This is a genomic window from Halorubrum sp. LN27, from assembly GCF_016635065.1.
Classification (GTDB): domain Archaea; phylum Halobacteriota; class Halobacteria; order Halobacteriales; family Haloferacaceae; genus Halorubrum; species Halorubrum salipaludis.
Genome location: NZ_JAEPET010000001.1, coordinates 895179 through 920126, shown reverse-complemented (window position 1 = coordinate 920126; position 24948 = coordinate 895179). Strand labels below are relative to the sequence as shown.

General features: G+C 66.3%; 18 protein-coding genes. 10 read left to right on the top strand and 8 right to left on the bottom strand.

From position 1 onward, the window contains the following. Positions 1-66: 66 nt before the first annotated feature. Positions 67-2922 carry a GAF domain-containing protein gene (locus JIN95_RS04535; RefSeq protein ID WP_200530630.1) on the top strand — a complete coding sequence of 952 codons (2856 nt, stop codon included), beginning with the start codon at positions 67-69 and terminating at the stop codon, positions 2920-2922. A 93-nt stretch (positions 2923-3015) separates the two neighbouring features. Here the strand turns inward: JIN95_RS04535 and JIN95_RS04530 are convergent, their stop codons facing one another. Both JIN95_RS04530 and JIN95_RS04525 read right to left on the bottom strand, forming a co-directional pair. After that, on the bottom strand, positions 3016-3888 hold the full coding sequence (locus tag JIN95_RS04530; RefSeq protein ID WP_095637724.1) for a sulfurtransferase: 873 nt from the start codon (positions 3886-3888) through the stop codon (positions 3016-3018). Positions 3889-4011: 123 nt separating this feature from the next. Next, positions 4012-4437 carry a universal stress protein gene (locus tag JIN95_RS04525; RefSeq protein ID WP_095637723.1) on the bottom strand — a complete coding sequence of 142 codons (426 nt, stop codon included), beginning with the start codon at positions 4435-4437 and terminating at the stop codon, positions 4012-4014. 159 nt (positions 4438-4596) lie between these two features. Between JIN95_RS04525 and JIN95_RS04520 the strand changes: the two genes are divergently transcribed. Both JIN95_RS04520 and JIN95_RS04515 read left to right on the top strand, forming a co-directional pair. After that, complete coding sequence (locus JIN95_RS04520; protein ID WP_234699157.1) at positions 4597-5715, top strand: DUF6498-containing protein; 1119 nt, start codon at positions 4597-4599, stop codon at positions 5713-5715. 68 nt (positions 5716-5783) lie between these two features. Further along, positions 5784-7118, top strand: a complete 1335-nt coding sequence (locus JIN95_RS04515) for an IS4-like element ISH30 family transposase (RefSeq protein WP_200530629.1) — start codon at positions 5784-5786, stop codon at positions 7116-7118. Between the two features lie 919 nt (positions 7119-8037). On the opposite strand, the gene JIN95_RS04510 is transcribed toward JIN95_RS04515, so the two are convergent. Continuing rightward, positions 8038-8202 carry a hypothetical protein gene (locus tag JIN95_RS04510; protein ID WP_158224057.1) on the bottom strand — a complete coding sequence of 55 codons (165 nt, stop codon included), beginning with the start codon at positions 8200-8202 and terminating at the stop codon, positions 8038-8040. Between the two features lie 191 nt (positions 8203-8393). On the opposite strand from JIN95_RS04510, the gene JIN95_RS04505 reads away from it, so the two are divergent. Continuing rightward, complete coding sequence (locus JIN95_RS04505; RefSeq protein WP_200530628.1) at positions 8394-8834, top strand: hypothetical protein; 441 nt, start codon at positions 8394-8396, stop codon at positions 8832-8834. 185 nt (positions 8835-9019) lie between these two features. Here the strand turns inward: JIN95_RS04505 and JIN95_RS04500 are convergent, their stop codons facing one another. After that, entirely contained in the window at positions 9020-9322 is a 303-nt protein-coding gene (locus JIN95_RS04500) for a hypothetical protein (protein ID WP_200530627.1), read from the bottom strand. A 197-nt stretch (positions 9323-9519) separates the two neighbouring features. Between JIN95_RS04500 and JIN95_RS04495 the strand changes: the two genes are divergently transcribed. Continuing rightward, positions 9520-11178, top strand: a complete 1659-nt coding sequence (locus tag JIN95_RS04495; protein WP_321169251.1) for a histidine kinase N-terminal 7TM domain-containing protein — start codon at positions 9520-9522, stop codon at positions 11176-11178. Between the two features lie 229 nt (positions 11179-11407). Here JIN95_RS04495 and glmS read toward each other — a convergent pair whose 3' ends face one another. Next, entirely contained in the window at positions 11408-13270 is a 1863-nt protein-coding gene (glmS, locus tag JIN95_RS04490) for a glutamine--fructose-6-phosphate transaminase (isomerizing) (RefSeq protein ID WP_200530626.1), read from the bottom strand. Positions 13271-13272: 2 nt separating this feature from the next. Next, positions 13273-14457: a sugar phosphate nucleotidyltransferase gene (locus JIN95_RS04485; RefSeq protein WP_200530625.1), complete on the bottom strand. Its 1185-nt coding sequence runs from the start codon at positions 14455-14457 to the stop codon at positions 13273-13275. 124 nt (positions 14458-14581) lie between these two features. Between JIN95_RS04485 and JIN95_RS04480 the strand changes: the two genes are divergently transcribed. From JIN95_RS04480 to JIN95_RS04470, 3 genes are read left to right on the top strand one after another with little or no spacing between them, the layout of a single operon-like run. Further along, positions 14582-14962 carry a response regulator gene (locus JIN95_RS04480; RefSeq protein ID WP_095638273.1) on the top strand — a complete coding sequence of 127 codons (381 nt, stop codon included), beginning with the start codon at positions 14582-14584 and terminating at the stop codon, positions 14960-14962. Between the two features lie 2 nt (positions 14963-14964). Beyond that, a complete protein-coding gene (locus JIN95_RS04475; protein ID WP_321169250.1) occupies positions 14965-16242 on the top strand; it encodes a HEAT repeat domain-containing protein in 1278 nt (425 codons plus the stop codon). Further along, positions 16239-18275: a glycosyltransferase gene (locus JIN95_RS04470; protein WP_200530624.1), complete on the top strand. Its 2037-nt coding sequence runs from the start codon at positions 16239-16241 to the stop codon at positions 18273-18275. The genes JIN95_RS04475 and JIN95_RS04470 overlap by 4 nt, the downstream gene beginning before the upstream one ends. A 33-nt stretch (positions 18276-18308) precedes the next feature. Here the strand turns inward: JIN95_RS04470 and JIN95_RS04465 are convergent, their stop codons facing one another. Further along, positions 18309-19469 carry a GAF domain-containing sensor histidine kinase gene (locus JIN95_RS04465; RefSeq protein WP_200530623.1) on the bottom strand — a complete coding sequence of 387 codons (1161 nt, stop codon included), beginning with the start codon at positions 19467-19469 and terminating at the stop codon, positions 18309-18311. A 160-nt stretch (positions 19470-19629) separates the two neighbouring features. Here JIN95_RS04465 and JIN95_RS04460 point away from each other — a divergent pair, with 160 nt between their 5' ends. After that, positions 19630-21882, top strand: a complete 2253-nt coding sequence (locus tag JIN95_RS04460; protein WP_200530622.1) for a hypothetical protein — start codon at positions 19630-19632, stop codon at positions 21880-21882. A gap of 40 nt (positions 21883-21922) precedes the next feature. Here the strand turns inward: JIN95_RS04460 and glmU are convergent, their stop codons facing one another. Continuing rightward, the gene (gene glmU / locus JIN95_RS04455) at positions 21923-23125 is read right to left on the bottom strand and encodes a bifunctional sugar-1-phosphate nucleotidylyltransferase/acetyltransferase (RefSeq protein WP_200530621.1); all 1203 of its coding nucleotides are present in this window, start codon (positions 23123-23125) and stop codon (positions 21923-21925) included. Positions 23126-23735: 610 nt separating this feature from the next. Between glmU and JIN95_RS04450 the strand changes: the two genes are divergently transcribed. After that, entirely contained in the window at positions 23736-24932 is a 1197-nt protein-coding gene (locus tag JIN95_RS04450) for an orc1/cdc6 family replication initiation protein (RefSeq protein WP_200530620.1), read from the top strand. Positions 24933-24948 lie beyond the last annotated feature (16 nt).

The window sequence follows — 24948 nt, the reverse complement described above, 5'->3', positions numbered from 1 at the left end:
TACGCGCACGCGCTCGCCCCCTATCTTATTTATCGTGGCTCTCCACGCTCCGATCACACCCGTCTCATGAGCCGGTCCCCAGACGCGATCCGCGTCCTCCACGTCGACGACGACCCGCAGCTCGCGGAGCTGGCCGCGACGTACCTCGAACGCGAGGACGACCGGATCGACGTCGAGACCGCGACGAACGCGAGCGAGGGACTGGACCGCGTCGGCGACGGCGACGTCGACTGCGTGGTCTCCGACTACGACATGCCCGGGAAGAACGGGATCGAGTTCCTCGAGGCCGTCCGCGAGGATCGACCGGAGCTCCCCTTTATCCTCTACACGGGCAAGGGCAGCGAAGAGGTCGCGAGCGACGCGATCGCGTCCGGCGTCACTGACTACCTCCAGAAGGAGAGCGGAACCGGCCAGTACGCCGTCCTCGCGAACCGGATCGCGAACGCGGTCGAGCAGTACCGGACGGGCCAGCGCGCCGCCGAACTCGACCGGATCCGGACGCTCGCCAGCGAGATCAACACGGCGATCGTGCGCGCCGACTCCCGGAACGCGGTCGAGCGCCGGGTCTGCGAGATCATCAGCGACTCCGAGCCCTACCGGTTCGCGTGGATCGGCGAGGTCCACGCCGAGACGGGCCGCATCGAACCCCGGGTGTCCGCGGGCGTCGAGCGCGGCTACCTCGACGGGATCACGATCACGACCGACGAGAGCGCCACCGGACGGGGTCCCGCCGGGACGGCGATACGCGAGCGACGGGTCGCCGTCTCACAGGACATCACCGAGGACGACGACTTCGACCCGTGGGAGTCCGCGGCGGTCGAACGCGGGTTTCGCTCGGTTGCCGCCCTCCCGCTCGAGTATCAGGACACGTTGTACGGCGCGCTCGCCGTCTACGCCGACCGCCCGAACGCCTTCGACGCGACCGAACGCGAACTGCTCGCCGAACTCGGCGACGACATCGCTCACGTCATCCACTCGTTCGAGGTCCGCGAGAGCCTCCGCGAGGAGCGCGACTTCGTCGACCAGGCGCTCGACTCGCTCACCGACGTCTTCTACGTGATCGATACCGACGGGACGTTCCGGCGCTGGAACGATCACCTCGTCGAGGCCGTCGGCTACTCGGACGAGGCGATCGAGGGCATGCGCGCGACGGAGCTGTTCCCCGAAGACGAGCGAGACCGGATCCGCGCCGCGATGGAGGAGACGCTCACCACCGGCGAGGCGGCCGTCGAATCCGTGGTGCTGACGGCGGGCGGCGAGCGCGTCCCCTACGAGTTCGCGGGGTCGAGCCTCACGGACCGCGACGGCGAACTGGTCGGAATCATCGGGATCGGGCGGGACCTCACGGAGCGCAAACGGCGCGAGCGACGGCTCTCGCGGCTCGTCGACAACCTGCCGGGAATGGTGTATCGGTGCGCGAACGAGCCCGGGTGGCCGATGGAGGACGTCAGGGGAGAGGTGACGGAGCTGACGGGGTATCGACCCTCGGAGTTGGAGGACGACGAGAGCGTGTACGGCGAGCGCGTCATCCACCCCGAGGACCGGGAGGCGGTGTGGGAGTCGATACAGAAGGCGATCGAGCGGCGCGAGCCGTTCGAGATCACCTACCGGATCCGCACCAGGGACGGCGAAGCGAAGTGGGTGTGGGAGCGGGGTCGGGCGACGTACGACGACGGCGGCGAGGCGGTGGCGCTGGAGGGGTTCGTGACGGACGTCACCGACCACGAACACCACAGGCGGGCCATCGACGCGTTACACGAGACCGTCCGGTCGGTCATGCGGGCCGAGACAGCCGAGCGGGCCGTCGAAATCAGTATCGACACCGTCCACGACGTCCTCGACATGCCGGCGAGCGCGGTGCACCTCCACGACGAGGACGAGGATAAACTGGTTCCGGTCGCGTGGACGGACATGACCGAGGAGCTCGTCGGTGAACCACCGGTGTTCGAACTCGGAGAGGGGCTCGCCGGAGAGGCGTTCGAGTCGGGGGAACCGGTGATCTACGGCGACATCTCGGAGGTTTCAGAGCCGTTCAACCCGGACACGCCGGTCCGCAGCGAGATCATCCTCCCGCTCGGCGACCACGGCGTCCTCCTGATCGGGTCGACCGAACCCGGCGCGTTCGACGACGTGGACGTGTCGCTCGCGGAGACCGTCGCCGCGCACACGACGACCGCGCTCGACCGCATCGAGCGCGAGCGCGAACTCGAACGGCAGAACGAGCAGCTCGACGAGTTCGCCAGCATCGTCTCGCACGACCTCCGGAACCCCTTGAACGCGGCCGAGGGGTATCTCGACCTGTTCCGCTCCGACCGCGACGACGAGCACCTAGACGCGGTGGCGAGGGCCCACGACCGGATCGGGGCGCTCATCGACGACCTGCTGGAACTGGCGCGCGAGGGCGCGGAGGTGACCGACGCGGAGCCGGTCGATCTGGCCCGGCTCGTCGAGGACTGTTGGGAGAACGTGGACACCGGCTCGGCGACGCTCGTCGTCGACGCCGAGTCCGCGGTTCTGGCCGATCGGAGCCGGCTCGCACAGCTGTTAGAGAACCTGATCCGGAACAGCGTGGAACACAGTTCCACTGGCAGCCGGGCGACCCCCGGCGACAGCGTCGAGCACGGCTCGACTGGCACCCGGACGGAGTCCGGCGACAGCGTGGAACACGGCGACGACGACGTGACGATCACGGTCGGCGACCTGGACGACGGGTTCTACGTCGCGGACGACGGCCCCGGAATCCCGGAGGCCGACCGCGAGCGGATCTTCGAGTCCGGCTACTCGACGCGCGAGGACGGGACGGGGTTCGGTCTCGCGATCGTCAAGGAGGTCGCCGACGCGCACGGCTGCGACGTCCGGGTCACCGAGAGCGAGGCCGGCGGAGCGCGCTTCGAGATCACCGGGTTCGAACGCGCCGGGTAGCCGGAACGCGACCGGCTCCGTCCGTCGCCGTCGAAAAGCATCGGGGAGCGGTGTCTCAACGGTGCGTCACGGTCGCCGACGCGAGCGGGCCGCCTACTCGCCCGTCTCGATCGGCGCGCCGACGAGGTTCCCCCACTCGGTCCACGAGCCGTCGTAGTTGCTGACCTCTTCGTAGCCGAGCAGCTCGTGCAGGAGGAACCACTCGATCGACGAGCGCTCGCCGACGCGGCAGTAGGTGATCGTCGACTCGTCGCCGTCGACGCCGGCGTCCGCGTACAGCTCGCGGAGCTCGTCGGCGCTCTTGAACGTGCCGTCCTCGTTCAGCGTGGTCCCGATCGGGACGTTGCTCGCGCCGGGGATGTGGCCGCCGCGCTGGGCGGTCTCGTTGAGCCCCTCGGGCGCGATGACCTCGCCGGAGAACTCCTCGGGAGAGCGCACGTCGACCATCGGAATCCCGTCCTCGATCGCGTTGTCGATGTCGCCCTTGTAGGCGCGGATGCTCTCGAAGGGACCGCGGGCCTCGTACTCCTGTGCCGGGAAGTCGGGCTCCTCGGTCGAGAGCGGGTAGTCGTTCTCGACCCAGTACCCCTTCCCGCCGTCGATGACGCGCACGTCGTCGTGACCGTAGTACTTGTAGATCCAGTAGCCGAACAGCGCGAACCAGTTGGGAACACGGCCGCCGCCGTACACGACGACGGTCGTGTCCGCGTGGATGCCGCCCTCGCCGTTTCGCTTCGCGAAGTCCTCCTTCGAGACGATGTCGCGCTCCGTCTCGTCGGTGAAGACCTCGTCCCACTCGAAGTTCAACGCGCCGGGGATGTGGCCCTCCTCGTAGGGCGTGTACTCCGACTCGTCGGTGACGGTCGGGTTGTTGATCTCGACGAGCCGGTACGCCGGGTCGTCGCTCTCGAACTGCTCGAGATTCTCTTCCACCCAGTCCGCCGTGACGAGTGCGTCTTCGGACATCACCTCTTGTTACACGCCCAACCGCTTTTGAACCCTCGATATTGGTGGTCCTTGCCGTGGTCTCGGACGCGCCGGGGCGACCGCCCCGGAGTCGCCGGCGCGACCGGGCCGAGACCGATCCCGCTACCGGATCACCGTCACGGGCACGTCGGCCTTGTCGACGACGCTCTTCGCGACGCTGCCGACGACCCGCTCGCGCTCCTCCGAGAGCCCGCGGTGGCCGACGTAGATGGCGTCGACGGCCCCCTCGGCCGCGTACTCCGTGATCGCGTCGGCGGGCCGTCCGGTGAGCAGCTGCGTCTCCACGTCGATCGGCTCGTCGCCGACCGCCTCCTCGGCGACCGTGCGGGCGCCCTCCAGAACCCCCTGTCCCGCCTCGACGGCCGCCTCCTCGCCCGGGAGGATGATCGTCCCGTCGACAAGCTCCGAGTCCGGCGTCAACACGTGGGCGATCTCGAGCGTCTCGTAGAACGCCACCGCCTGTCGCGCCGCGTACCGGACGGCTTCGTCGCTCTCCGTCGATCCGTCGGTCGCAACGAGATAGCTCATACCCGGAGATGGCGCCGGTACCCACATAACTCCTGCCCGGCGTTCCCGGGCCGTGAGTTCGCGGGCCGCGTCCTCGACCGACCCCCGAGTCGCCCCGCAATCCGATCCGCGTCCACCGGCGTTATCACCTCGGCCGACCGTATCCGGAACCGTCGACCGATGCCCTCCGCCGCGCTCCGCGACGTTCGAACGCCTTCCGGGACCGCCGCGTTCCTCCCGGTCCTGCTCGCCAACCTCGTCCCGCTCGTCGGCGTGTTCCGGCTGGGCTGGGACCCCGCGACGCTCGCCGCGGTGTACGCGATCGAGGTCGTGCTGTCGGTCCCGCTCTCGGGCGCGACGGCGCTGTTCGCGGCTCGGCCGCCGCCCGTGGACCGCGAGGGGGGAGTGATCAGCGTGACTGAGGGACCGCTGTCGCGGAAGCGCGGCGCGGTCCGCCCGGCGTCGTGGCTCCCCCCGATATACCCGCGGAACGTCCCGTTCGTCGCGTCGGTCTTCGGCGCGGGCGTCTGGGTCGCGCTCGTCGCGGGCGTCGCGTTCTCGCAGACGTTCGACGTGCCGGCGCTGCTCGGTCGGCCGGCGGTGCTCGCGTCGGCGCTCGCGCTGGTCGCGGGACAGGTCGTCGAGATCGCCCGGGACTACGTCGGCCGCCGGCGATACGCCGAGACCTCGCCGTACGCGGCCGTGGAGACGCCGACGAGGCGCGCGTTCTTCCTCGTGGTCGCCCTGTTCGCGCTCCCCGCGCTCGACGCCGCCGGGGGCGGGGTCGCCGTCGTCGCCGCGCTCGTCGCCGTCAAACTGCTCGTCGAGTGGTCCGGATTCCGGGCGACTCACGGCGACGAGGACTCGGGCGGCGGGATCACCGGCTGGCTCGCCGGGCCAACCGACTCGGCGGAGCCGCCGGCGCCGATCGAAGTCCCCGACGCCGAGCCCGACGCCCGGATCCCGGCACACCGCCGGGCCGCCGTCGCCACCGCGGTCCTGAAGACGCTCACCGGAGTCGCACCGATCTACGCGACCGGCTTCCTGATCGCGTGGATCGTCGTTCTCGGCGTGTTCGTTCCCGATGGCGCCGACGGAGCCGTCGCCCTCGGGTCCGGGGTCCTCGTCCTCGCGCTGTACCTCGGCGCGCTCGCCGCGAACGCCGCGGGCTACGCCCTCGCCCGCGCGCCGGTCGAGTACCGGCGGTACGGGGGCCGGCTGGTCGCGTACGACGCGTGGCTCGACGAGCCGCAGTGGGCGGCCGCGGTCGACCGCCTCCGCGACGCGCATCCGTTGTAGTTTAACTCCTCGTGCCAGCACCGTCTGCTGATCTGAATACCGTTGGAACTACTTGTCAGAGAAACCCGGTGGCTGCTGTGAGTTACGAACCACCGGATTCAGTGATTGTCGACCGGATCAAAAGAGCGTTTCCCTCTGATGAGTTGCGCGAGCGCGCTCGCGCAACGAATCTCATCCAACGAGAGCGCAAGTTCGACACTGTCGCGTTGTTCTACACCCTCTCACTGGGTTTCGCTGCTGGATCAGATCGCTCTATTCAGGCATTTCTCGAACGGTTCGTCGAAATGGCTGACTGTGACGAACTCGCTTATCCAACCTTCCACGGCTGGTTTTCACCCGCGTTCGTTGCACTCCTGCGAGAGATTCTCGATGACGCCATCGAGAATCTCGAACCGGGACAAACCGACCTCAGCGGACGTCTCGAACGCTTTCGAGACGTCCTCATTGTTGACGCCTCTATCGTCTCACTCTACCAAGACGCTACAGACGTCTACGCAGCGACTGGCGAAGATCAAGCTGGCGTGAAGCTCCACCTCACAGAATCACTCTCAACCGGACTTCCTACGCGGTTTCAAACGACTGACGCCAAAACGCAGGAACGGAGCCAGCTACCCACCGGCGAGTGGGTAGCTGGCGCACTCGTCTTACTCGATCTCGGCTTCTACGACTTCTGGTTGTTCGACCGTATCGATCAAAACGACGGCTGGTTCGTCTCACGGGTCAAAGATGACGCGAACTTCGAGATCGTCGAAGAGCTTCGCACATGGCGGGGAAACAGTATTCCACTCGAAGGCGAGTCGCTGCAGGACGTCCTCGACGACCTGCAGCGACAGGCGATCGACGCTCGGATCACCCTCTCATTCGACCGCAAGCGAGGGTCGGGCGTCAGCACGACCCGAACGTTCCGACTCGTCGGTGTGCTCAACGAGGACAGCGGTGAGTACCATCTCTACCTAACGAATCTTGCCAGAGACAACTACCACGCGCCCGATATCGCACAGCTCTATCGGGCGCGCTGGGAGATTGAGCTGCTGTTCAAGGAACTCAAATCGCGCTTCGGTCTTGATGAGATCAATACGACGGATCCCTACATTATTGAAGCGCTGATCATCGTAGCGGCGCTCTCGCTGCTGATGAGCCGCGTTATTGTGGATGAACTCCGCAAATTAGACGCAAAGCGGCAGGGAAGCGACGACGACGCAGCGGCGTCGTCGACGCGTCTCCCACGCCGTCGGTGTTCTCACGCGCTCGAACGTCACGCACACTTGGTCCAACTGTACCTGATGCTAGATCTGGGGTATGAACTGCCAGATCTCGACGAATTGCTGTTGTGGTCGTCACGGGATCCAAATCCACATCGAGCAAGATTACGTGAGCAGGTTGAGTCAGGCGAGTTCTGGTAGAAACTCGCCTGACAAGCCGGTCAGCTCAGACGTTGGTAGTAGTGACAGCTCTGGATCGGCGACGCACTCACCGGAGTGAGTGCGCCGCCTTCAGAGAGTGACACAGATCTCATCATCCGAGACAGAAGAACATCCGTTCAGTTCTCCGATCACACTTCATCAGCGATTGGACTCAACACCGTCTTGGTCAACTATCCGCACAAACACCGCCTCAACGCGCCGCTAAACTACAACGGATGGGTGACGACCGCAGTGGCAGTCACGCTGTGACGAGCGACTCGGCGTCGATCCGAGACCGCAACGGATGAATCACACCCAAGTCGGAGACGACGGCAACACGGGATGCGATCGAGGGCACCGAGCGTGCTGTCGAACGCTGGCGTCCAGCGCGAACATCCACTGCCAACAGTTTATAAAGAGCGAGGAGAATACCTGCGGCTTCAGCCGCAGGATGAATCCGACAACTGGGGATTAAACAACGCTTCGGTAGCTCGTTCTGAGTTTCCAACCCATACGTTCAAGTGACAAAAAACCACTACACAACGGCAAGGTCAGGTTGGAACGGAGCGGATTCCGAACGGCCTTCGGAGGCGGCCTCGCCGCTAACCTAATGAGACAGTATCCGAAACGCCGACGCGGTGAACGCGAATCTCCGAAGGGTTCGTCTCGTGCCTGTTGGCTAGAGCAAGCTCAAAGATACCTCCGAGTCCGCCGACGCATTAGCGACTCCCTGCTGGCAAAAACAACAGATGGGAGTCAACGATGCTGAGGATAGGAGTAACAGCCGCTTGGCACGGCTAGACAGCCACCGATCACGACGACTGGGTTAGACGAGTTCCCGCAAAGTGGCGGCATCCATGGTTGCAGACCTGAACCTCCCACCGCTCGGGATTCCTCCGCGTTTACGCGGAGGAGGATGTCAATGAGACACCCGTTCGAAGACAGATTGTATGACGATGATGGCGACGACGACGATCGTAAACCTCGATAACACCCCAAGATCCGTCAATGCCCGTAGGGCGACAAGAACGGCGAGGACGATCACAGCAGAGGCGACTAGTTTCTGCTTCTCGCGGGAGACCATGTCGCAACTCAAGAGAATTGAACAAAGTACCTACCGAAAATGGTTCCTTGGGCTCTGTTGCAATCTTTTGACCCTGACAGGAACCGCGTACTGAATACAGAGCGCGAGTCACTCACGAGAGCGGTGTCGGTCGAGATGGTCGTTGTCGAAGGGTTATTCTCGAGTGACCACGAACATTCTGCGGTTAGAAGATGGATGACTACCTAGGTCTGTCCCGACGAGATGTTGGGGCGGGCCTCGCCACCGCTGGGTCGGCGTACGTCGCTGCCGCTCTACTTGCCCTCTTTGACCTCCTTTCGAATTCCGGGTCTCGGGGAAACCCCGTCGCCACCGTCGGAATAATCGTTATGCCGATCCTCGCGCTGACCGTGGCGACTGTCGTCTGGCGGGTGACGATGCCGGACGAACCGAACCCCCGCTACGGTGCCATAGCCGGCGCTTTCTCGGGGGGTATCTCCGTACTCATATTCACGACTCTGATAGGCATTACAGCCGTCCTAACCGGGGCTGCCATCTCGTGGATCGCCGTAATCGTTGGATTCGGGCTACTCTACACCCTCCCATTCATCGTTCCAATAGCGGCTACCGTGGGATACGGATACGAATTGTACCTGACCAACAGACAGAACTGACCCTCCGTCGTCGATCTCAGTTCGTTCCCCCTAGCGTCCGTAGCCGAACGACCCGAACACGTCGTCGAGTGCTGAACACACACTCTATGCCTTGTGAAGTGGTGTGAACTCACGATGCTTGACAAGCGGACGAACTTTGCCTGAAACAGCCGGTTGAGGAGGCCTGCGTATTGAACATAGCTCCCCTACCGTGGGCCAAGGATTACCTCGGGAGCGAAGATAATGAGGCTGATTAGACCCAGTAACAGGAAAATCGCGGTGAGACGCAATCCGCCCGCCATCCGTTGTCGTTCTGTCGAAAGGGACTCGGCGAATCCGGACAGAGCAAATCCGATTGCCATAATGAGCGAACTGATAGAAGAGCCATCGTGTAAAATATCGAAATAGACGTAGATAGACAGCATAGCGAGTGAGCCAGCGAACATGACGAATGCGGTCGGTCTGCCGGAGGGTTCACTGAACACAACGTCTTCGATTCTGGAGGGCATGGACCAGCCAATTCACTTGATACTGTAAATAAGCATGGTAAAATGAAATCGCTCAGAATGTGATTTCTCCGTGGCACTGAACAGTACGTCTGTTCCCAATATTGTTCAGTGAACTGGTCCCACAACATTATTGGCAACATCCACCGGAGTTTGTAAAAGAGATGATGACTCCTGGACCTCTCGGGTTAGGAATCATCGTGGCATCCATAGCGGCCGGCGTTGGCGCGCTGTATCTGTTACAGTATCTCTACTCACAGAAGGGGAAGGCTGGTGCTGACTGGTTCATGGGGAATATGGCTTCCGTTGCCCTATTTTGTCTCTCGTATGGAATCTCATTAGTTATCACGAATCCGACGTTGCGCATCGTCCTCGGAGCTGTCGCGTTCATTTGTGTGTGTTTCATGGGGCCATTCTTCCTCGCATTTGGTCTCGATTATACCGGACGAGGTGATCTCATTCGCACGCCACTGTTCGGAATCGTCGCAATTGTCCCGGTGTTGTCAATCGGGCTCGCAGCGACAAATTCGATTCATGGACTCATCTGGGCCGACTTCCAGTTTGACCCGGTCTTCGGCCTCGCAACAGTCACGTACACGGTACAACCGTGGGGTGTCTTTGCACTCCTGTTTTCAATCGGAACTGCCGCAGTTGGATCGCTCTTGCTGATCGGCGCCATTCTCAGTTACGGGTCCTTGTATCGGCGTGAAGCGACGGCGGTTATCCTGAGTACGCTCCCGCCTTCGGTCGGCGTGTCATTCTGGCTGTTCGAAATCGGGCCGGTCCCTCAGCTACACCTGACAGCGCCACTGATGCTGATTCACGTCACGCTCGATGCATACGCGTTCGTCGGAACGCACATGTTCGAAACGAACCCCGCGACCCAGCGGATGGCAGAACGCACTGGCTTGGACTCGTTGTCTGATCCCGTACTCGTCCTTGATGCCGAACAGCAGATCGTCGGAGCGAACGATCGAGCCGAAGACGTGTTTTTCAACACGACGTCGATCTCGCTACCTGTCCCGTTGGAGGCTACACTTGGAGTGACGTTAGAAACGCTCCGTGAAACGGGAGAGATTACTGTCGGAACAGAGGGCGGCGGTATCTTTGCGGTCTCATACACTCCGTTAACTGACCCAAGCGGCGAATCGGTCGGGAGTATGGTCGTGCTGTATGACGTGACAGACCAACGACAACGCGAACAACAGCTCGCCGTACTCAATCGTATCCTCAGACACAATCTCCGCAACGAAACGACGGTCATCAGCGGATACGCAGAGCTATTAGAAGCGGACAGTACCGACCCACGCCATGTGACACAGGCCGGAACGATCGCGGCTGCAAGTAATCGGCTGAAGTCGATTGCCGAAAAGGTACGGACCTTCGAAAACGTTCAACAGCGAGTCAGACAACCGGAATCGCTCTCCATTAGAGACGTTGTCGCGGATATTGAACAGACGTATTCGACGACGTATCCTGACGCGACCATCACTTGGACGGCCTCACCACCGGATCTCCGGTTTCGTACGGATCCGGAGTTGCTCTCCATGCTGCTCAAAAATCTCGTCGAAAACGCGATCGTCCATTCGGAGTCATCCGAACCAACAGTCCCTGTGGCGGTTTCGGAAGGAGACGCCCCACGCAAGGGTATTCAAGTCGTGATCCGTGACAGTAACGATCCGATTCCGGACTATGAGATTGAGACGCTTCGTGCCGGCGAGGAAACACCACTCCAACACGGACAGGGGGTTGGGTTGTGGATCGCCTACTGGTGTATTCGGAAACTCAACGGTGAAATCGACTTCGAATACGATGAGGGGAACGTGCTCATCGTCTCACTTCCACCGATGGCCGAGTAGTCTAAACAGAGTAGGCCGTCAACACAGGCTTCTGAACCATCGATGGGTCACGTGCGTTGAGCTTGCGGGTGTGAAACTATCAACTGTTGTGGGTTCATCAACGCCCGGGTCATCTACTGGCGTCCGCCGCCCTCAACCTGACACTGAACGAAACACCGCCGGGACCCTCGGGTCCACATACGCGATACCGGGGCTTGCACTCACCTTGCGCGTTCGATCCGGGGCGACGCTACTCCACGGTCACGCTCTTCGCCAGGTTCCGCGGCTTGTCGATGGAGCGTCCCTTGTCGTTGGCGACGTGGTACGCGAACAACTGCAGGTAGACGTTCGCGACGAGCGGCTCGGCGATCCCCACGTCGGGGACGGGCAGCGACACGTCGAGCGTATCGTACTCTTTGCCCGCGGACACACAGCCGATGGCGGGCGCGCCGCGCGTCTGCGCCTCGGTGACGTTGTTTTTCGTCTCGGCGGCGCGCGACCCGTCGGTCAACAGGGCCAGGACGGGGGTGTCGGGCGTTACCAGCGCGAGCGGCCCGTGTTTAAGCTCGCCGGCGGCAAAGCCCTCGGCGTGGTCGTAGGAGATCTCCTTGAGCTTCAACGCGCCCTCCAAGGCCACGGGCACGCCCAGCTTGCGGCCGACGAAGAAGAACGCCTCGCTGTCGCCGTACTCGCGGGCGGCCTCACGCACGCGCTCCTCGTTGTCGAGCACCTGCTGGACCGCGCCGGGGAGCCCGCGTAAGTCCTCCAACACCGACCGCGCGTCCGCCGGCGCGAGCGCCCCGCGCTCGCGGCCGATCGCCACGCCGAGCATCGCGAGCGTCGCCACCTGCGAGGCGAACGTCTTCGTCGCGGCCACGCCGATCTCGGGGCCGGCGCGGATGAACGCGGTCCCGTCCACCTCTCGCGTGATCGTACTCCCCAAGGTGTTCGTCACGGCAAACGTCCGCGCGCCCGCGGCGTTCGCGCGCCGGATCGCCCCGAGGGTGTCCGCGGTCTCCCCGCTCTGGGTCACGGCGACCACCAGCGTGCGGTCGGGGCTCCGGCCAGCGCCGAACTCGTACTCGCTGGCGATCTCCACGGTCGCGCGCACTCCGGACAGTTCCTCGAACAGCTGCGCGGCGTACCGCCCTGCGTAGTTAGAGGTGCCGCAGGCGACGATCTGGATCTCCTCCAGATCCGCGAGGAAGCCCGGCGGAAACGAGACGTCCAGGTCCACGTCACCGGCGTCGACGTCGAGGCGCCCGGCGATCGTCTGCCGGAGCGCCGCGGGCTGTTCGTGGATCTCCTTGCGCATGTAGTGGTCGTAGCCGCCCTTCTCGGCGGCGCCCGCCTCCCACTCGACCGTCTCGATCTCGCGGTCGACCGGCTCGCCGTCAGCGAAGATCTGGACGCCGTCGGGCGACAGCTCGGCCACGTCGCCGTCTTCCAGATAGGTCACATCGCGAGTGTGTTCCAAGAACGCGGTCACGTCGCTCGCGACGAACCACGCGCTCTCGCCGCGGCCCAGTACGATGGGACTCCCGCGACGCGCGACGACGATCCGGTCGTCGCCCTTCCGGACCGCGCAGATCGCGTAGCTTCCCTCGAGCCGACTTTCGACACGCCGGACCGCGTCGAGCAGGTCCGCGTCCGGGTCCGCGGCCAGCGCCTCCTCGATGAGGTGCGGGATGACCTCGGTGTCGGTGGCGCTCGTGAACTCGTGGTCGGCCAGCTCCGCTTTCAGCGCCTCGTAGTTCTCGATGATTCCGTTGTGGACGACCGCCACGTCGCCCGTACAGTCGGTGTGGGGGTGGGCGTTGGCGTCGGTCGGCGGGCCGTGCGTGCTCCAGCGCGTGTGGCCGACGCCGTGAGTCGCGTCCGGTACGTCGGGGACGGTGAGCCCGTCCACTTCGCCCGACCGCTTGGCCACCGTGAGCCCGCTCCGCGGCCCCACGAGCGCGACGCCCGCGGAGTCGTAGCCGCGGTACTCCAGGTTGCGGAGCCCCTCGTGGACGATGTCACCGACGCTCGCCGGCGTCTCGCCGTCGCCCTCACCGCCGTCGCTCGCACCCGTCGCGTGCAGATCGCCGATGTAGCCGATGATCCCACACATGATTACCCCCTCCGGACGACGGCGCCCGATTCAACGCGCCCGTCGAGCACGACGCCCGCGTCGGCCTGTACGTCGTCGCCGACGACGGCGCCGTTCGTGAGCGTCGCGCCGCCGCCGATCGACGTGTTGTCGCCGACGACGCCGCCGAGCGTCACCCCGCGGTGGACGCTGTCGCCGACGACCACCGTCGCCTCTCCGCCGACGACCGTCGCGTTCGGTCCGATCCGCGCGTTTCCCGCAATAACGGCGTCGCGGACGACAGTCCCCGGTCCGATGACGGTGTCGGGGAAGACGACGCTGTTCTCGACGACCGCGTTGGCCGCGACCGTGACGTTGCTGCCGATCGCCGACGCCCCGCTCAGCGTGGCGTTGGGCCCGATGCGGACGTTCCCGGCGAGGACCACGTCGTCGGCGACGGTGACGGCGTCGCCGACGCGCTGGCCCGTCGCAGGCGCGTCGCGGGCGTGGTCGCTGTCGTGAACCAGCGCCGCGTTGACCGAGAGCACGTCCCAGAGGTTCGACACGTCCAGCCACCGGCCGTCGTAGCCCACGCCGGTCACGCTGTCCCGCTCGGCCAGGTCGTTGAGCGTCGTCGTGATCGCGAGCTCGCCGGTCGCGTTCGTCGCGCGGATCGCGTCGAATATCTCGGGCGTGAAGCCGTAGACGCCGGCGTTGATGCGGTTGGTGTCGACCGGTCCCTCGGGCTTTTCGTTCACCTCCGTGACGCGGTCGCCGTCGAGCTGGACGACGCCGTAGTCGCGCGGGGTCTCGACGGCGGTGACGGTCACCAGCGGCGCGTCGCCGTCGCGGAGGCGGTCGCACACGGTCGAGACGGCCGCGGCGTCGACGATCCGGTCGCCGTTCAGGACGACGAAGGGCCCGTCGACGACGGGTTCGGCCTGCAGAACGGCGTGGCCGGTGCCGAGCTGCGTCGCCTGCTCGACGTACTCGATCGTCACGTCCCAGTCGTCGCCGTCGCCGAAGTGGTTCCGGATCCGCTCCTGTTTGTACCCGACGACGAGGACGATTCGGTCGATCCCCGCCGCGGCCACGGCCTCGACGACGTACTCCAAGAGGGGGCGGTTCGCCACGGGGACCATCGGCTTCGGTCGCCGGTTCGTCAGCGGCTCCAGCCGCCGGCCTTCGCCCGCGGCGAGGATCACCGCCGTCACTTCGTCAGTGCTCATGACTCACTGGTCGCCGCCCCGGGTGTTAAATCACTCGTGGCGATCGGCGGATCGGGCGGGCGATCTGCGCGGAGAACCCGGCGACCTCGGCAGAGTAAAGTGGGTCTGCTGTAGATCGATTGACGTGGTGAAATCGGCGGTCATCGCGGACGACGACGAGACGATCCGGTCGATCCTCCAGTACAAGCTGTCGAACGCCGGCTTCGACCTCACGGTGTGTCACGACGGCGAGGAGTGTCGAACCGTGTTGAACGATCCGGGCGCCGATCCCGACATCGTCGTCCTCGACGTGATGATGCCCCGACTGAAGGGCACGCAGCTGCTCCGGACGATCCGACGCGGGGAGCTCGCCGTCGACGCCGACGTGCCGGTCGTGATGCTCACCTCCCGGGGCCAGGAGGCCGACGTGCTCGAAGGGCTGGAAGCCGGCGCCGACGAGTATCTCACGAAACCGTTCAGTCCGAGCGAGCTGCTCGTCCGCGTCGAGAAGCTGGTCGGGGGGTAACCGTGCTCGCGCCGGCGACTCCCGTCCCGACTCTCACCCCGCCGAACACTCCCGCCCTCCAGTTGGACCCGTCGCTCTCGCTCGCGCTGACCGTCGCCGTGATCGCGTTGGCCTCGCTTCTGGGCGCGGTCGTGATCGTCACCGTCGGCTACTCGCTGCGGGCGGCCCGGCGTCGCCGGCGCCGAACGCCGATGCGCGCCGACCTGCGCGGCGAGCTTCTCGACCGGCTCTACGGCCGCGACGAGCCGGGATGGGACGAGTGGGCGGCCGCGCTCTCGGGGGCCGAACGCGAGGAGCTCGAATCGCTGTTGGACGTGTACCTCCGCGCGCTCGACGGGAGCGACGCCGACCGGCTGGCCGGGCTCGGCGAGGCGCTGGGCATCAACGAGCGCGCGCGCCGCGAGATCGCCGACGGCGACTACTGGGCCCGGATCCACGCCTTAGTGTGGCTCGCCCTGCTCCGGGACGCCCCGGACCGGTCGCTCCTGGAGACGCACTGCACGGACACGCCGCGGGAACGCGCCGCGGCCGCGCGGGTGCTGTACGCGGCCGGCGTCGGCGACGCCGCGACCACGGGTATCGACCTGCTGTTACGCGACCGTCCGTCGTCGTTCTCCGTGTTCGGCATCGACACGCTCTACCGGGTCGCCGAAACGGACCCGCAGCCGCTGTTCGAGCGGGCCGCCGCCGACTTCGACGACTGGGAGCCGGCGCTCCAACAGCAGGTGTTGCTCGCGGCCCGACACCTCCACACGGTGGTGGGAAGCGCCGACCTCTCGTGGGTCGTCGGCGCGCTGTCGAACCCGGACGCCCGCGTCCGGACGGCGGCGTGGCGCGCGCTCGACGCGTACGGCTGGAACCGGTCGATCCGAGCCGCGGTCGACCTCGCGACGGTCGCGGACGACCCCGACCCGGCGGTCCGCGCGTCCGCCTACCGTATGCTCGGAGCGTGGGGCGACGGCGAGGCGGTCGCCGCCCTCGACGCGGCCGCGGCCGTGGAGACCGACGACCGCGCGCGCGTCGTCGCGGCCGAACAGCTGATTCGCCACCGGGAGGCCGACGCGCTCGGCGCCACCGAGGGGCCTCCGCCGTCTCTGTCGTCTCTGCCACCTTCGACGGGAGCCGGGGAGCCGGACGAGCCGGAGGAGTCTGACGCCGACCCCTTCGACGTCGCGTGGGCGTGGGCGAGCGAGCACGCCCGGTTCGACCGACTCGCCCGGGACATCACCGGTCGGGACCGGACCGCGCGGGAGCTGACTGACGGGGGACGGACCCGATGACGACGCTCGAATCGATCGGCACGACGCTCGTCGTCGGGTCGGGCGCGGTGATCGTCACGTACTACCTGCTGATCAACGCCGGCTACCTGCTGATCCACGTGCTCGCGCTGTTCGAGCTCCGGGACACCGTCCGCGAGTCGGAGTGGCGGCCGCCGTTCCGCGCGTTCGACAGCCCGTTTTACCCGGGCGTCGCGATGGTCGTCCCGGCGTACAACGAGTCGGCGTCGATCGTCGAGAGCGTGCGGTCGATGCTGTTGCTCAACTACCCCGACCAGGAGATCGTCGTCGTCAACGACGGCTCCACGGACGCGACGCTCGACCGGCTGCGCGAGGCGTACGACCTCCGCCCCGTCGACGCGCCGGTCCCGTACGACGTGCCGAGCGAGCCGATCCGCGGCGTGTACCGCTCGGCGACCCACGAGGACCTGCTCGTCGTCGACAAGGAGAACGGCGGGAAAAGCGACGCGCTGAACGCCGGCGTCTGGCTCACCGACCAGGAGCTGTTCTGTGCGGTCGACTCCGACACGGTGCTCGACCGCAACGCGCTGTTGGAGGTGGTCAAGCCGTTCCTCGAAGAGCCGGACCGCGCGGTCGCCAGCGGCGGGACCATCCGCGTCGCCAACAACTGCGTCGTCGAGGACGGGGAGGTCCAGGAGGTCAACCTCCCGAAGACCGGCCTCCCGGGGATCCAGGTGATGGAGTACCTGCGCGCGTTCTACTCGGGGCGCCTCGGCTTGACTCGCCTCAAGGGGCTCATCCTGATCTCGGGGGCGTTCGGCGTGTTCCGCACGGACCGCGTCCGCGAGATCGGCGGCTACCGCCACGACACGATCACCGAGGACTTCGACGTGGTCGTCAGGCTCCACGAGTACCTCTCCGACAACGACGTCGACTACACGGTGGAGTTCGTTCCCGAACCCGTCGCGTGGACGGAGGTCCCCGACAACCTCCGCACGCTGGGTCGACAGCGCCGCCGCTGGTACCGCGGGATGATAGAGACGATCGTCGCCAGCCGCGGGCTGTTCTTCCGGCGGGCGTACGGTCGCGTCGGCACCGTCATCCTCCCGTTCTTCACCGCCGCGGAGGCGCTCGGCCCGCTCATCGAGGGATTCGGCTACGTCCTACTCCCGATCGGCTGGTACCTCGGGATCTTGAACATCGAGTTCTTCCTGGTGTTCTTGCTGCTCACCGTCGGCGTCGGGATCTTCCTCTCGTGGTTCGGCGTGTTCAGCGAGGTGTGGAGCTACAACCGGTACGAGTCGCCGCGGGACGTGGCGCGGCTCCTCTGGTACGGCGTCTTGGAGAACTTCGGCTACCGCCAGTGGAAGACGATCGTCGCGTGGCACGGGCTGATCGAGTACCTCCGCGGCGAGAAGTCGTGGGGCGTCATGGAGCGGCGCGGCTTCGGCGGCGACGAGACGGGGGGCGGAGCCGCCGCGGGCGCAGCCACTGCGGCGGGAGCGGCCGGCGCCGCGAGGGCGACGGCGGCAGCCGCGTCCAACGTGGCGCCGAACACCGAGCCAGCGGACGACGACGAACCGGTCGAGGACGAACCGCACGACGAGAGCGGCTTCGTCTGGATCGACTGGCTCGTCGACGCTCCCGACACCGACGGGCTCCGGTGGCTCGACCGGATCGCCGCCGAGGGAGCGTTCGGCCGGTTCACCGCGGCCGAGGAGCCGACGCTCGGCGCCGGCGACGGCGGCTTCGTGTGGACCACCGACTTCACGGATGGCGTCGGCGACGGCGGGTTCGTCTGGACCACGGATCCGACGCTCGGCGCGGGTGACGGCGGGTTCGTCCTCGCGGTCGACGACGAATCCGTCCTCGCGGTCGACGACGGGACGGCGCGGCTCCGCGCGACAACAGATTTCACGGAGGGCATTGGCGACGGCGGGTTCGTCTGGACCACGGATCCGACGCTCGGTACCGGTGACGGCGGGGTCGTCTGGACTCGTGACTTCGCCGACGGCGTCGGCAGCGGCGGCTTCGTCTGGGTGGTCGAGACCGCGGCCGACGGCGAGTTGTCGTAGAGCGACCGCTGCCGGCTCCGACGCGGACGCGGCTCAGTCGTCGAGGTCCTCGTGGATCGGCTCGGCGGCGTTGACGTCGTCCACTTCGAAGCGGGTGCCGTCGGCCGAGCTGTCGACGGTGAGGTCCCAGCCGTGGCCGGAGACGACGCGCTGGACGACCAACAGCCCGAGACCGAACGACTTGACGTTCTCCACGTCGGCGGCGGTGAGCGCCTCCACGACCGCCGGGGGGAGCCCCGGCCCGTCGTCGGCGACCGTGAACCCGTGTGTGTCGCCGGTGACCGTCACCGAAACGTCGGACCCGCCGTGCTCGACGCTGTTTCGAAACAGGTTCTCGAAGAGCCGCTGGAGGCGCATCTCGTCTGCGAGGACGGTCGTCTCGGGCGCGATATCGACGCTCAGCGTGGCGTTGCGCGTGCGCACGGTGTCCCACGCGTCCCGGACGACCGCTTCGAGGTCGACGTGCGCCCGTTCCCCCACGTCCGCGCCCTCCTTCGCCAGCATGAGACACTCGGCGATCATCGACTCCATGCGGCCGAGCGAGCCCTGGACCCGGTCGAGGAACTCGGCGGGCTGGCCCGTCACCTCCTCCCGTGCGAGCTCGGTGAAGCCGATCGCGCCCGCGAGGGGGTTCCGGAGGTCGTGCGCGATGATTCCCGTGAACTCGTCGAGCCGCTCGTTCTGGGCCCGCAGCTCGGCGTAGTGCTTCTCGCGTTCGAGCTCGGAGCCGACCCACTCGGCGAGCAGCGAGACGAAGTCCCGCTCGTGGTCGGTGATCGGGTCCGATCGCGGCTCCTCGTCGGAGAAACATAGGGTCCCGTACGTCTCGCCGTCGATGTCGACCGCGGCCCCGACGTAACAGGTGAGGCCGGTCGTCTCCAGCGCCACGTCGTCGCGGTACTCGGTCGCCGTCGCGTCCGCGAACCCGAGCGTCTCTCCCGTCTCGACCACGTGGCGACACCAGGTCCCGTCGAGGTCGACCACCCCGCCCTCGGCGTACGGCCCCGACTCGATGTTCGTCTGGATCACCTCGTAGCGCCCGTCCCCGGTGTACGAGAGGACGCCGTTGTCGACGCCGAGGAACTCCCGGCCGACATCGATCGCGCGGCGGATCCGCTGGTCGGCGTCGAGGTCGGTCGTCGTCAGCTGAAGCAGACTCTTGAAGGGGTCGGGCCGGTCGGAGTCGGGAGACATGGTGAGGGCTTGCGGCTACGTGGCCGGTTTTCGACGGACGGGTATAAAACTCCGAGTCGTCTCGGCGCGGTGACGCCGACGGGGCGCCCGGAGCGGTCGGGGCGATCAGACCGCCCGCCGGGCGGAACACAGTTATGGCGCCGCGGCGACAGATCCGGGCGTGCAACGACGGCGGTTCCTCGGACGGGTCGGCGCGGCCGGTGCGGTCGGGACCGCCGGCTGCGGCTTCCGCGGTAACGACGGCGAGTCTCCGGACGATGGCGGCGACGCCGCCGACGCGGTCTCACGCCGCTTTCGGATCGGCGACGACGGCTTCGAGGTGGCGGTCGGCGGCGGTCCCTTCACTCAGCTCGGCGTGCGCGGCGTGAACCTCGGGATGGCGAAGCCGGGCCGCTTCCCCGGCGAGGCGGCGATCACTCGCGCGGAGTACGACCGCTGGCTCGCGATGATGGGCGACCTGAACGTCAACGTCGTCCGGGTGTACACCGTCCACCCGCCCGCGTTCTATCGGGCGCTCGCGGCGTACAACCGCGGCCGCGACGACCCCGTCTACGTCGTTCACGGCAACTGGATCGGCGAGGAGACCCTCCGCGAGGCGGGGGACGCCTACGGGCTCTCCGACGCGTTCGATCGGTCGTTCCGACAGGTGATCGACGCGGTCCACGGCGCGACGACGATCGACCCGGAGCCCGGCCATGCGAGCGGCGCCTACGACGCGGACGTGAGCGACTACGTGGCGGGCTACGTCGTCGGCATCGAGTGGCCGCCGGCGGTGGTCGCGGAGACGAACCGCGTCAACGACGACGGGAGCTACGACGGGGAGTACCTCACAGCGCCCGACGCGACCCCGTTCGAGCGGTGGCTCGCGGCGCGGCTCGACGCCGGCGTCGCCTACGAGACGGCCGAGTACGACGCCCAGCGGCCGGCGGCGTTCACGAACTGGGTGACGACCGATCCCCTCGATCACCCCTACGAGCCCTTCGAGGCGGAGGACGCGGTGAGCGTCGACCCCGACGCGATCGCCGCGACCGACGCCTACGAGGCCGGGACGTTCGCGGCCTACCATGTCTACCCGTACTACCCGCCCCTCCTGAACGAGACGCCGGCGTACGCCGAGCACGTCGACCACCGCGGCGAGCCGAACAGCTACGCGGGCTACCTGAACGACCTCGTGGACGCGACCGATCACCCGCTTCTCGTCGCGGAGTTCGGCGTCCCCAGCTCCCGCGGGATCGCCCAGCGAGACGTTCACGGCCGCGACCAGGGCCGGCACACGGAGGCGGAGCAGGGCGAGATCCTGGCGGCGATGTACGAGGACATTCGCGAGGCCGGCACCGCCGGCGGCGTCGTCTTCAGCTGGCACGACGAGTGGTTCAAGCGGACCTGGAACCTCGCCGACTTCTCCGACCCGAACCGGCGCCCGTACTGGTCGAACGTCCAGACGCCGGAACAGCGGTTCGGGCTCCTCGCGTTCGATCCCGAGGGCGCCGTCCCGCTCGACGGGTCGCCGGACGCATGGGCGGACGCGACCGGCGCGTCGCCGACGGGTGACCCGGTCCGTCTCGGCGACGGGGCGGACGGTGCCCGGGAACTGACCGGCCTCCGCGTGACCGGCGACGCGGCGTACCTCTCGCTCCGGCTCGAGCTCGCCGACCTCGGTGACGGGATCGACTGGGAGGCGACGAACTACCTCGTCACGCTCGGGCTCACCGGCGGCAACGAGAAGACGCTCCCGCACGGCGTCGGCGCCGACTCCGCGGCGACCGACTTCGTCGTCCGGCTCGGCGGCCCCGACGCGTCCCGGGTGACCGTCGACCCCCGCTACGACGCCTTCGCGTACGCGTACGGGGCGGAGGCCGGACTCGATCTCGCGCGGTACCGCGACCCCGCCCCCGACGCGTTCACCCCGCTGCGGATGGTGATCAACCGCGGGTACACCGTCCCGCCGACCGGCGAGCGCGTCCCCTTCGAGTCGGTCGAGACCGGACGGCTCCGCTACGGAAACGGGAACCCCGACGCCCCGGCGTACGACTCGCTGGCGGACGTCCACGTGGCGCCCGACGAGAACGCGATCGAGCTCCGGCTCCCGTGGCTGCTGTGCAACGTCGCCGACCCGAGTCGTCGGCGCCGCCTCGGGGATTTCTGGCGCGACGGCCTCGACGCCGACGAGACCTTCGAGCGGATCGACGTCGCGGCCGCGTCCTACGTCCCGGCGGCGGTCGACGGGACCGCATCGCCGCTCGACGGCCAGACGAACCTCGCGCACGCCGTGCCCGGCGTCGCCGACGGACGGCTACAGACCGCGGCGTACGTCCCGGAGGCGTGGGACCGGCCGGCGTACGCGGAGCGGCTCAAGGCGTCCGGCGAACGGGTCGGCGAGGTCTTCGGGCGATACGCGAGCCAGAGCAGATAGGCCGCTCCGAGAAGCGGTACAGCCGGCCTGCCACCGAAATTCACTCCGAGACGCGGTCGCGCGTCACGACCTCACCTAGCCCGACCCGCTCGTCGGCGCCGAGTCGGACGCCGGCGTTCAGCGACGCGTTGATCCCGGTCTTCGCGCCGTCGCCGACGATGACCCCGAGCTTCCGGCGGCCGGTGTCGACGCGGTCGTCCTTGACGGTCAGCCGGACGTTCTCGCCGTCGTGGCGGAGGTTGGCGACGTTCGTCCCCGCGCCGAAGTTGACGTCGCGCCCGAGGATCGAGTCGCCGACGTACGACTGGTGGCCGACGGACGCGTCCGCCATCAACACCGAGTTCTTCACCTCGACCGCGTTGCCGACGTGGGCGTCGGGACCGACGACCGTCGATCCCCGGATGTAGGCGTTCGGCCCCACGTCGGCGCCCGCGCGGATCACCGCCGGCCCCTCGACGTACGCGCCCGACCGGACGCGGGCGTCCTCCTCGACGACCACCGGTCCGTGGAGGTGCACGCCGTCCTCGACCGTCCCCGCGAGGTGTTGGCCCTCGATGTCGGCGAGAACCGCTTCGGTGGCGGTCAGAAGCTCCCACGGGCGCCCGACGTCGAGCCACGTGCCCTCGTATCGCGCGACCGAGACGGTGCGGTCGTCCAGTACCAGCTCCAGCGTCGTCGTGATCTCGTACTCGCCGCGGTCGCTCTCGGGCGTCCGGTCGATGTACTCGAACACGTCGGGCTCGAACGCGTAACAGCCCACGTTCGCGAGGTTCGTCGGCGGATCGGCGGGCTTCTCGACGATCTCCGCGAGCGTCCCGTCGGCCGCCGTCGAGATGACGCCGTACGAGCTGGGGTCGGCGACCTCGGTGGCCGCGACGGCGGTCCCGCCGGCGTCGACGAGGGCGCGCGGGAGCGATGGGTCGACCAGCACGTCGCCGTTGAGGACGACGAACCGGTCGTCGACGACCGGCTCGGCCTGCGCGATCGCGTGGGCGGTCCCCTTCGGCTCCGCCTGCTCGACGTAGTGGATCGGCCGGTCGCGGTACGACTCACCGAGCTTCTCGCGGATCATCTCCCCCTGATACCCGGTGACGACGACGAAGGCGTCGACGACGTCGCGGGCCGCGTCGAAGACGCGTTCCAGAAGCGACCGGTCACCGACCGGGAGCAGCGGTTTCGGCCGTCGGTCAGTCAGCGGTCGCATTCGAGTTCCGCGGCCGGCCGCGAGCACGACTCCGTACATACGGATCACCAACGGTTGACCGGGGTTTAGTTTTTGACGACGAGACAAAGCGATCTGAAAGAGACGGGAGTGATGCGATCCCGTTCAAGCCGCGATCGAAATCGGAAGGTACGACGTGAGAACCAAGTTGACGGCGTACCAGTCGGCGGCGGTCGTCTTTGACGGCGTACCAGTCGGCGACGGTCGTCTCAGCCCCGCGTGACAAGGTCGCGTGTCGTCTCGAAGCACGGCGAAGCAGGTCTCGCGGTGTGGTGCTTCCCACGCTTCGTGATCAACTCGGAAGTGGACATCCGCTGAATCGAGACACCCCTCATTTCGTCTGTTATTCGCAGGGTCGCCTAGAGAGGGCCGTCGATCTCATACCCCTCGTTTCGTCTGTTCTTCTCGATGAGGACGCGGGGTGCGCCGCGATCGGACAGCATTCACACCCCTCGTTTCGTCTGTTCTTCCACATTCATTCGGGTATCAAACGTTCGGTTGTTTGCAGTGTCTAAACAGACAAAACTGATAAAACAGATAGAACAGAAGAAACAAGAAATGCGAGAGAAACAAAAGAAACAGACGAACACTGCTTTTAACTCATCGACCATCGTCACTCGGACCAACAAGGATGTCAGAGGATCTGTTTACGGAAATCACTGAAACGCTCTTTGAGGACAAATCGATCCTCTCAGAGGAGTACCGACCCGATATCATCGTCGAACGAGACGACGAAATCGATGCCTATCGGTCGGCGCTCAAAGACGTGCTCTTCGGTCGAAACCCCGCAAACGTGTTTATTTATGGCAAGACCGGTGTCGGAAAGACGGCCGTCACGGAGTACATGATGAGTGCCCTCCAGCGAGAGGTCCAACGACGGGAAGCGGCCGAAGAGCTCCACGTTCACTTCCGGAACTGCAACGACGATAGCGTCTACAGAACGGTTCGATCGCTCATAAATAGTATCCGCGGCGACGAGGGAGAGACGTTTCCGGAGACCGGGCTCTCGACGTCGCACGCCCTCGAAACCCTGTACGACGAGATGGAAACGCTCGGCGGCACCTTTCTGTTCATCCTCGACGAGATCGATCACCTCTCTGATCCCGATTCGCTGCTGTACGAACTCCCGCGCGCACGGGCCAACGGTCATCTCGATGCGGCCCGGGTCGGCGTGATCGGGATCAGCAACAACTACACGTTTCGGTCGTCCCTGAGCCCGAAAGTCAAAGACACGCTCATGGAGAAGGAGCTGGCCTTTTCGCCGTACGACGCGGACGAACTCCAGTCGATACTCACCGCCAGAGCTGAGAAGGCGCTCGTCAACGGGGCGTGTGACGACTCCGCTATCAGGCTCGCAGCGGCGAAAGCCGCGAAAGACACCGGAAGCGCACGGCAGGCGATCGACCTCCTCCGCGAGGGCGGCGACATCGCTGAAGAACAGGGAGCGACAGCGATCACCGACGACCATATCGAAGCCGCTGCGGAACGCGTCCAGCGAGGTCGCGTCCAAGACAAACTGCGCGATCAGACCATGCACGGGCAGCTCATCTTGGAGGCGCTCGCCCGGATCGAAGCGAACGGAGACGTTCCCGCACGGTCGAAAGAGATCCAAGCGGTGTACGAGCGCGTCGCACGAAAGTGGGGTCACGATCCGCTGACGACGCTAAAAAGCATCCAAAACCACTTGGCGGACCTCACGATGCTCGGGTTTCTCGAACGCAGCGAACAGAATGAGGGGCGGGCAGGCGGCGTCCACTATCGATACGAGCTCGCGTTGGACCCCGATATCGTCCTCGAGACCCGGGAATCGATCGAGACCCAGTCGTAGCCATCTTCGAACACAA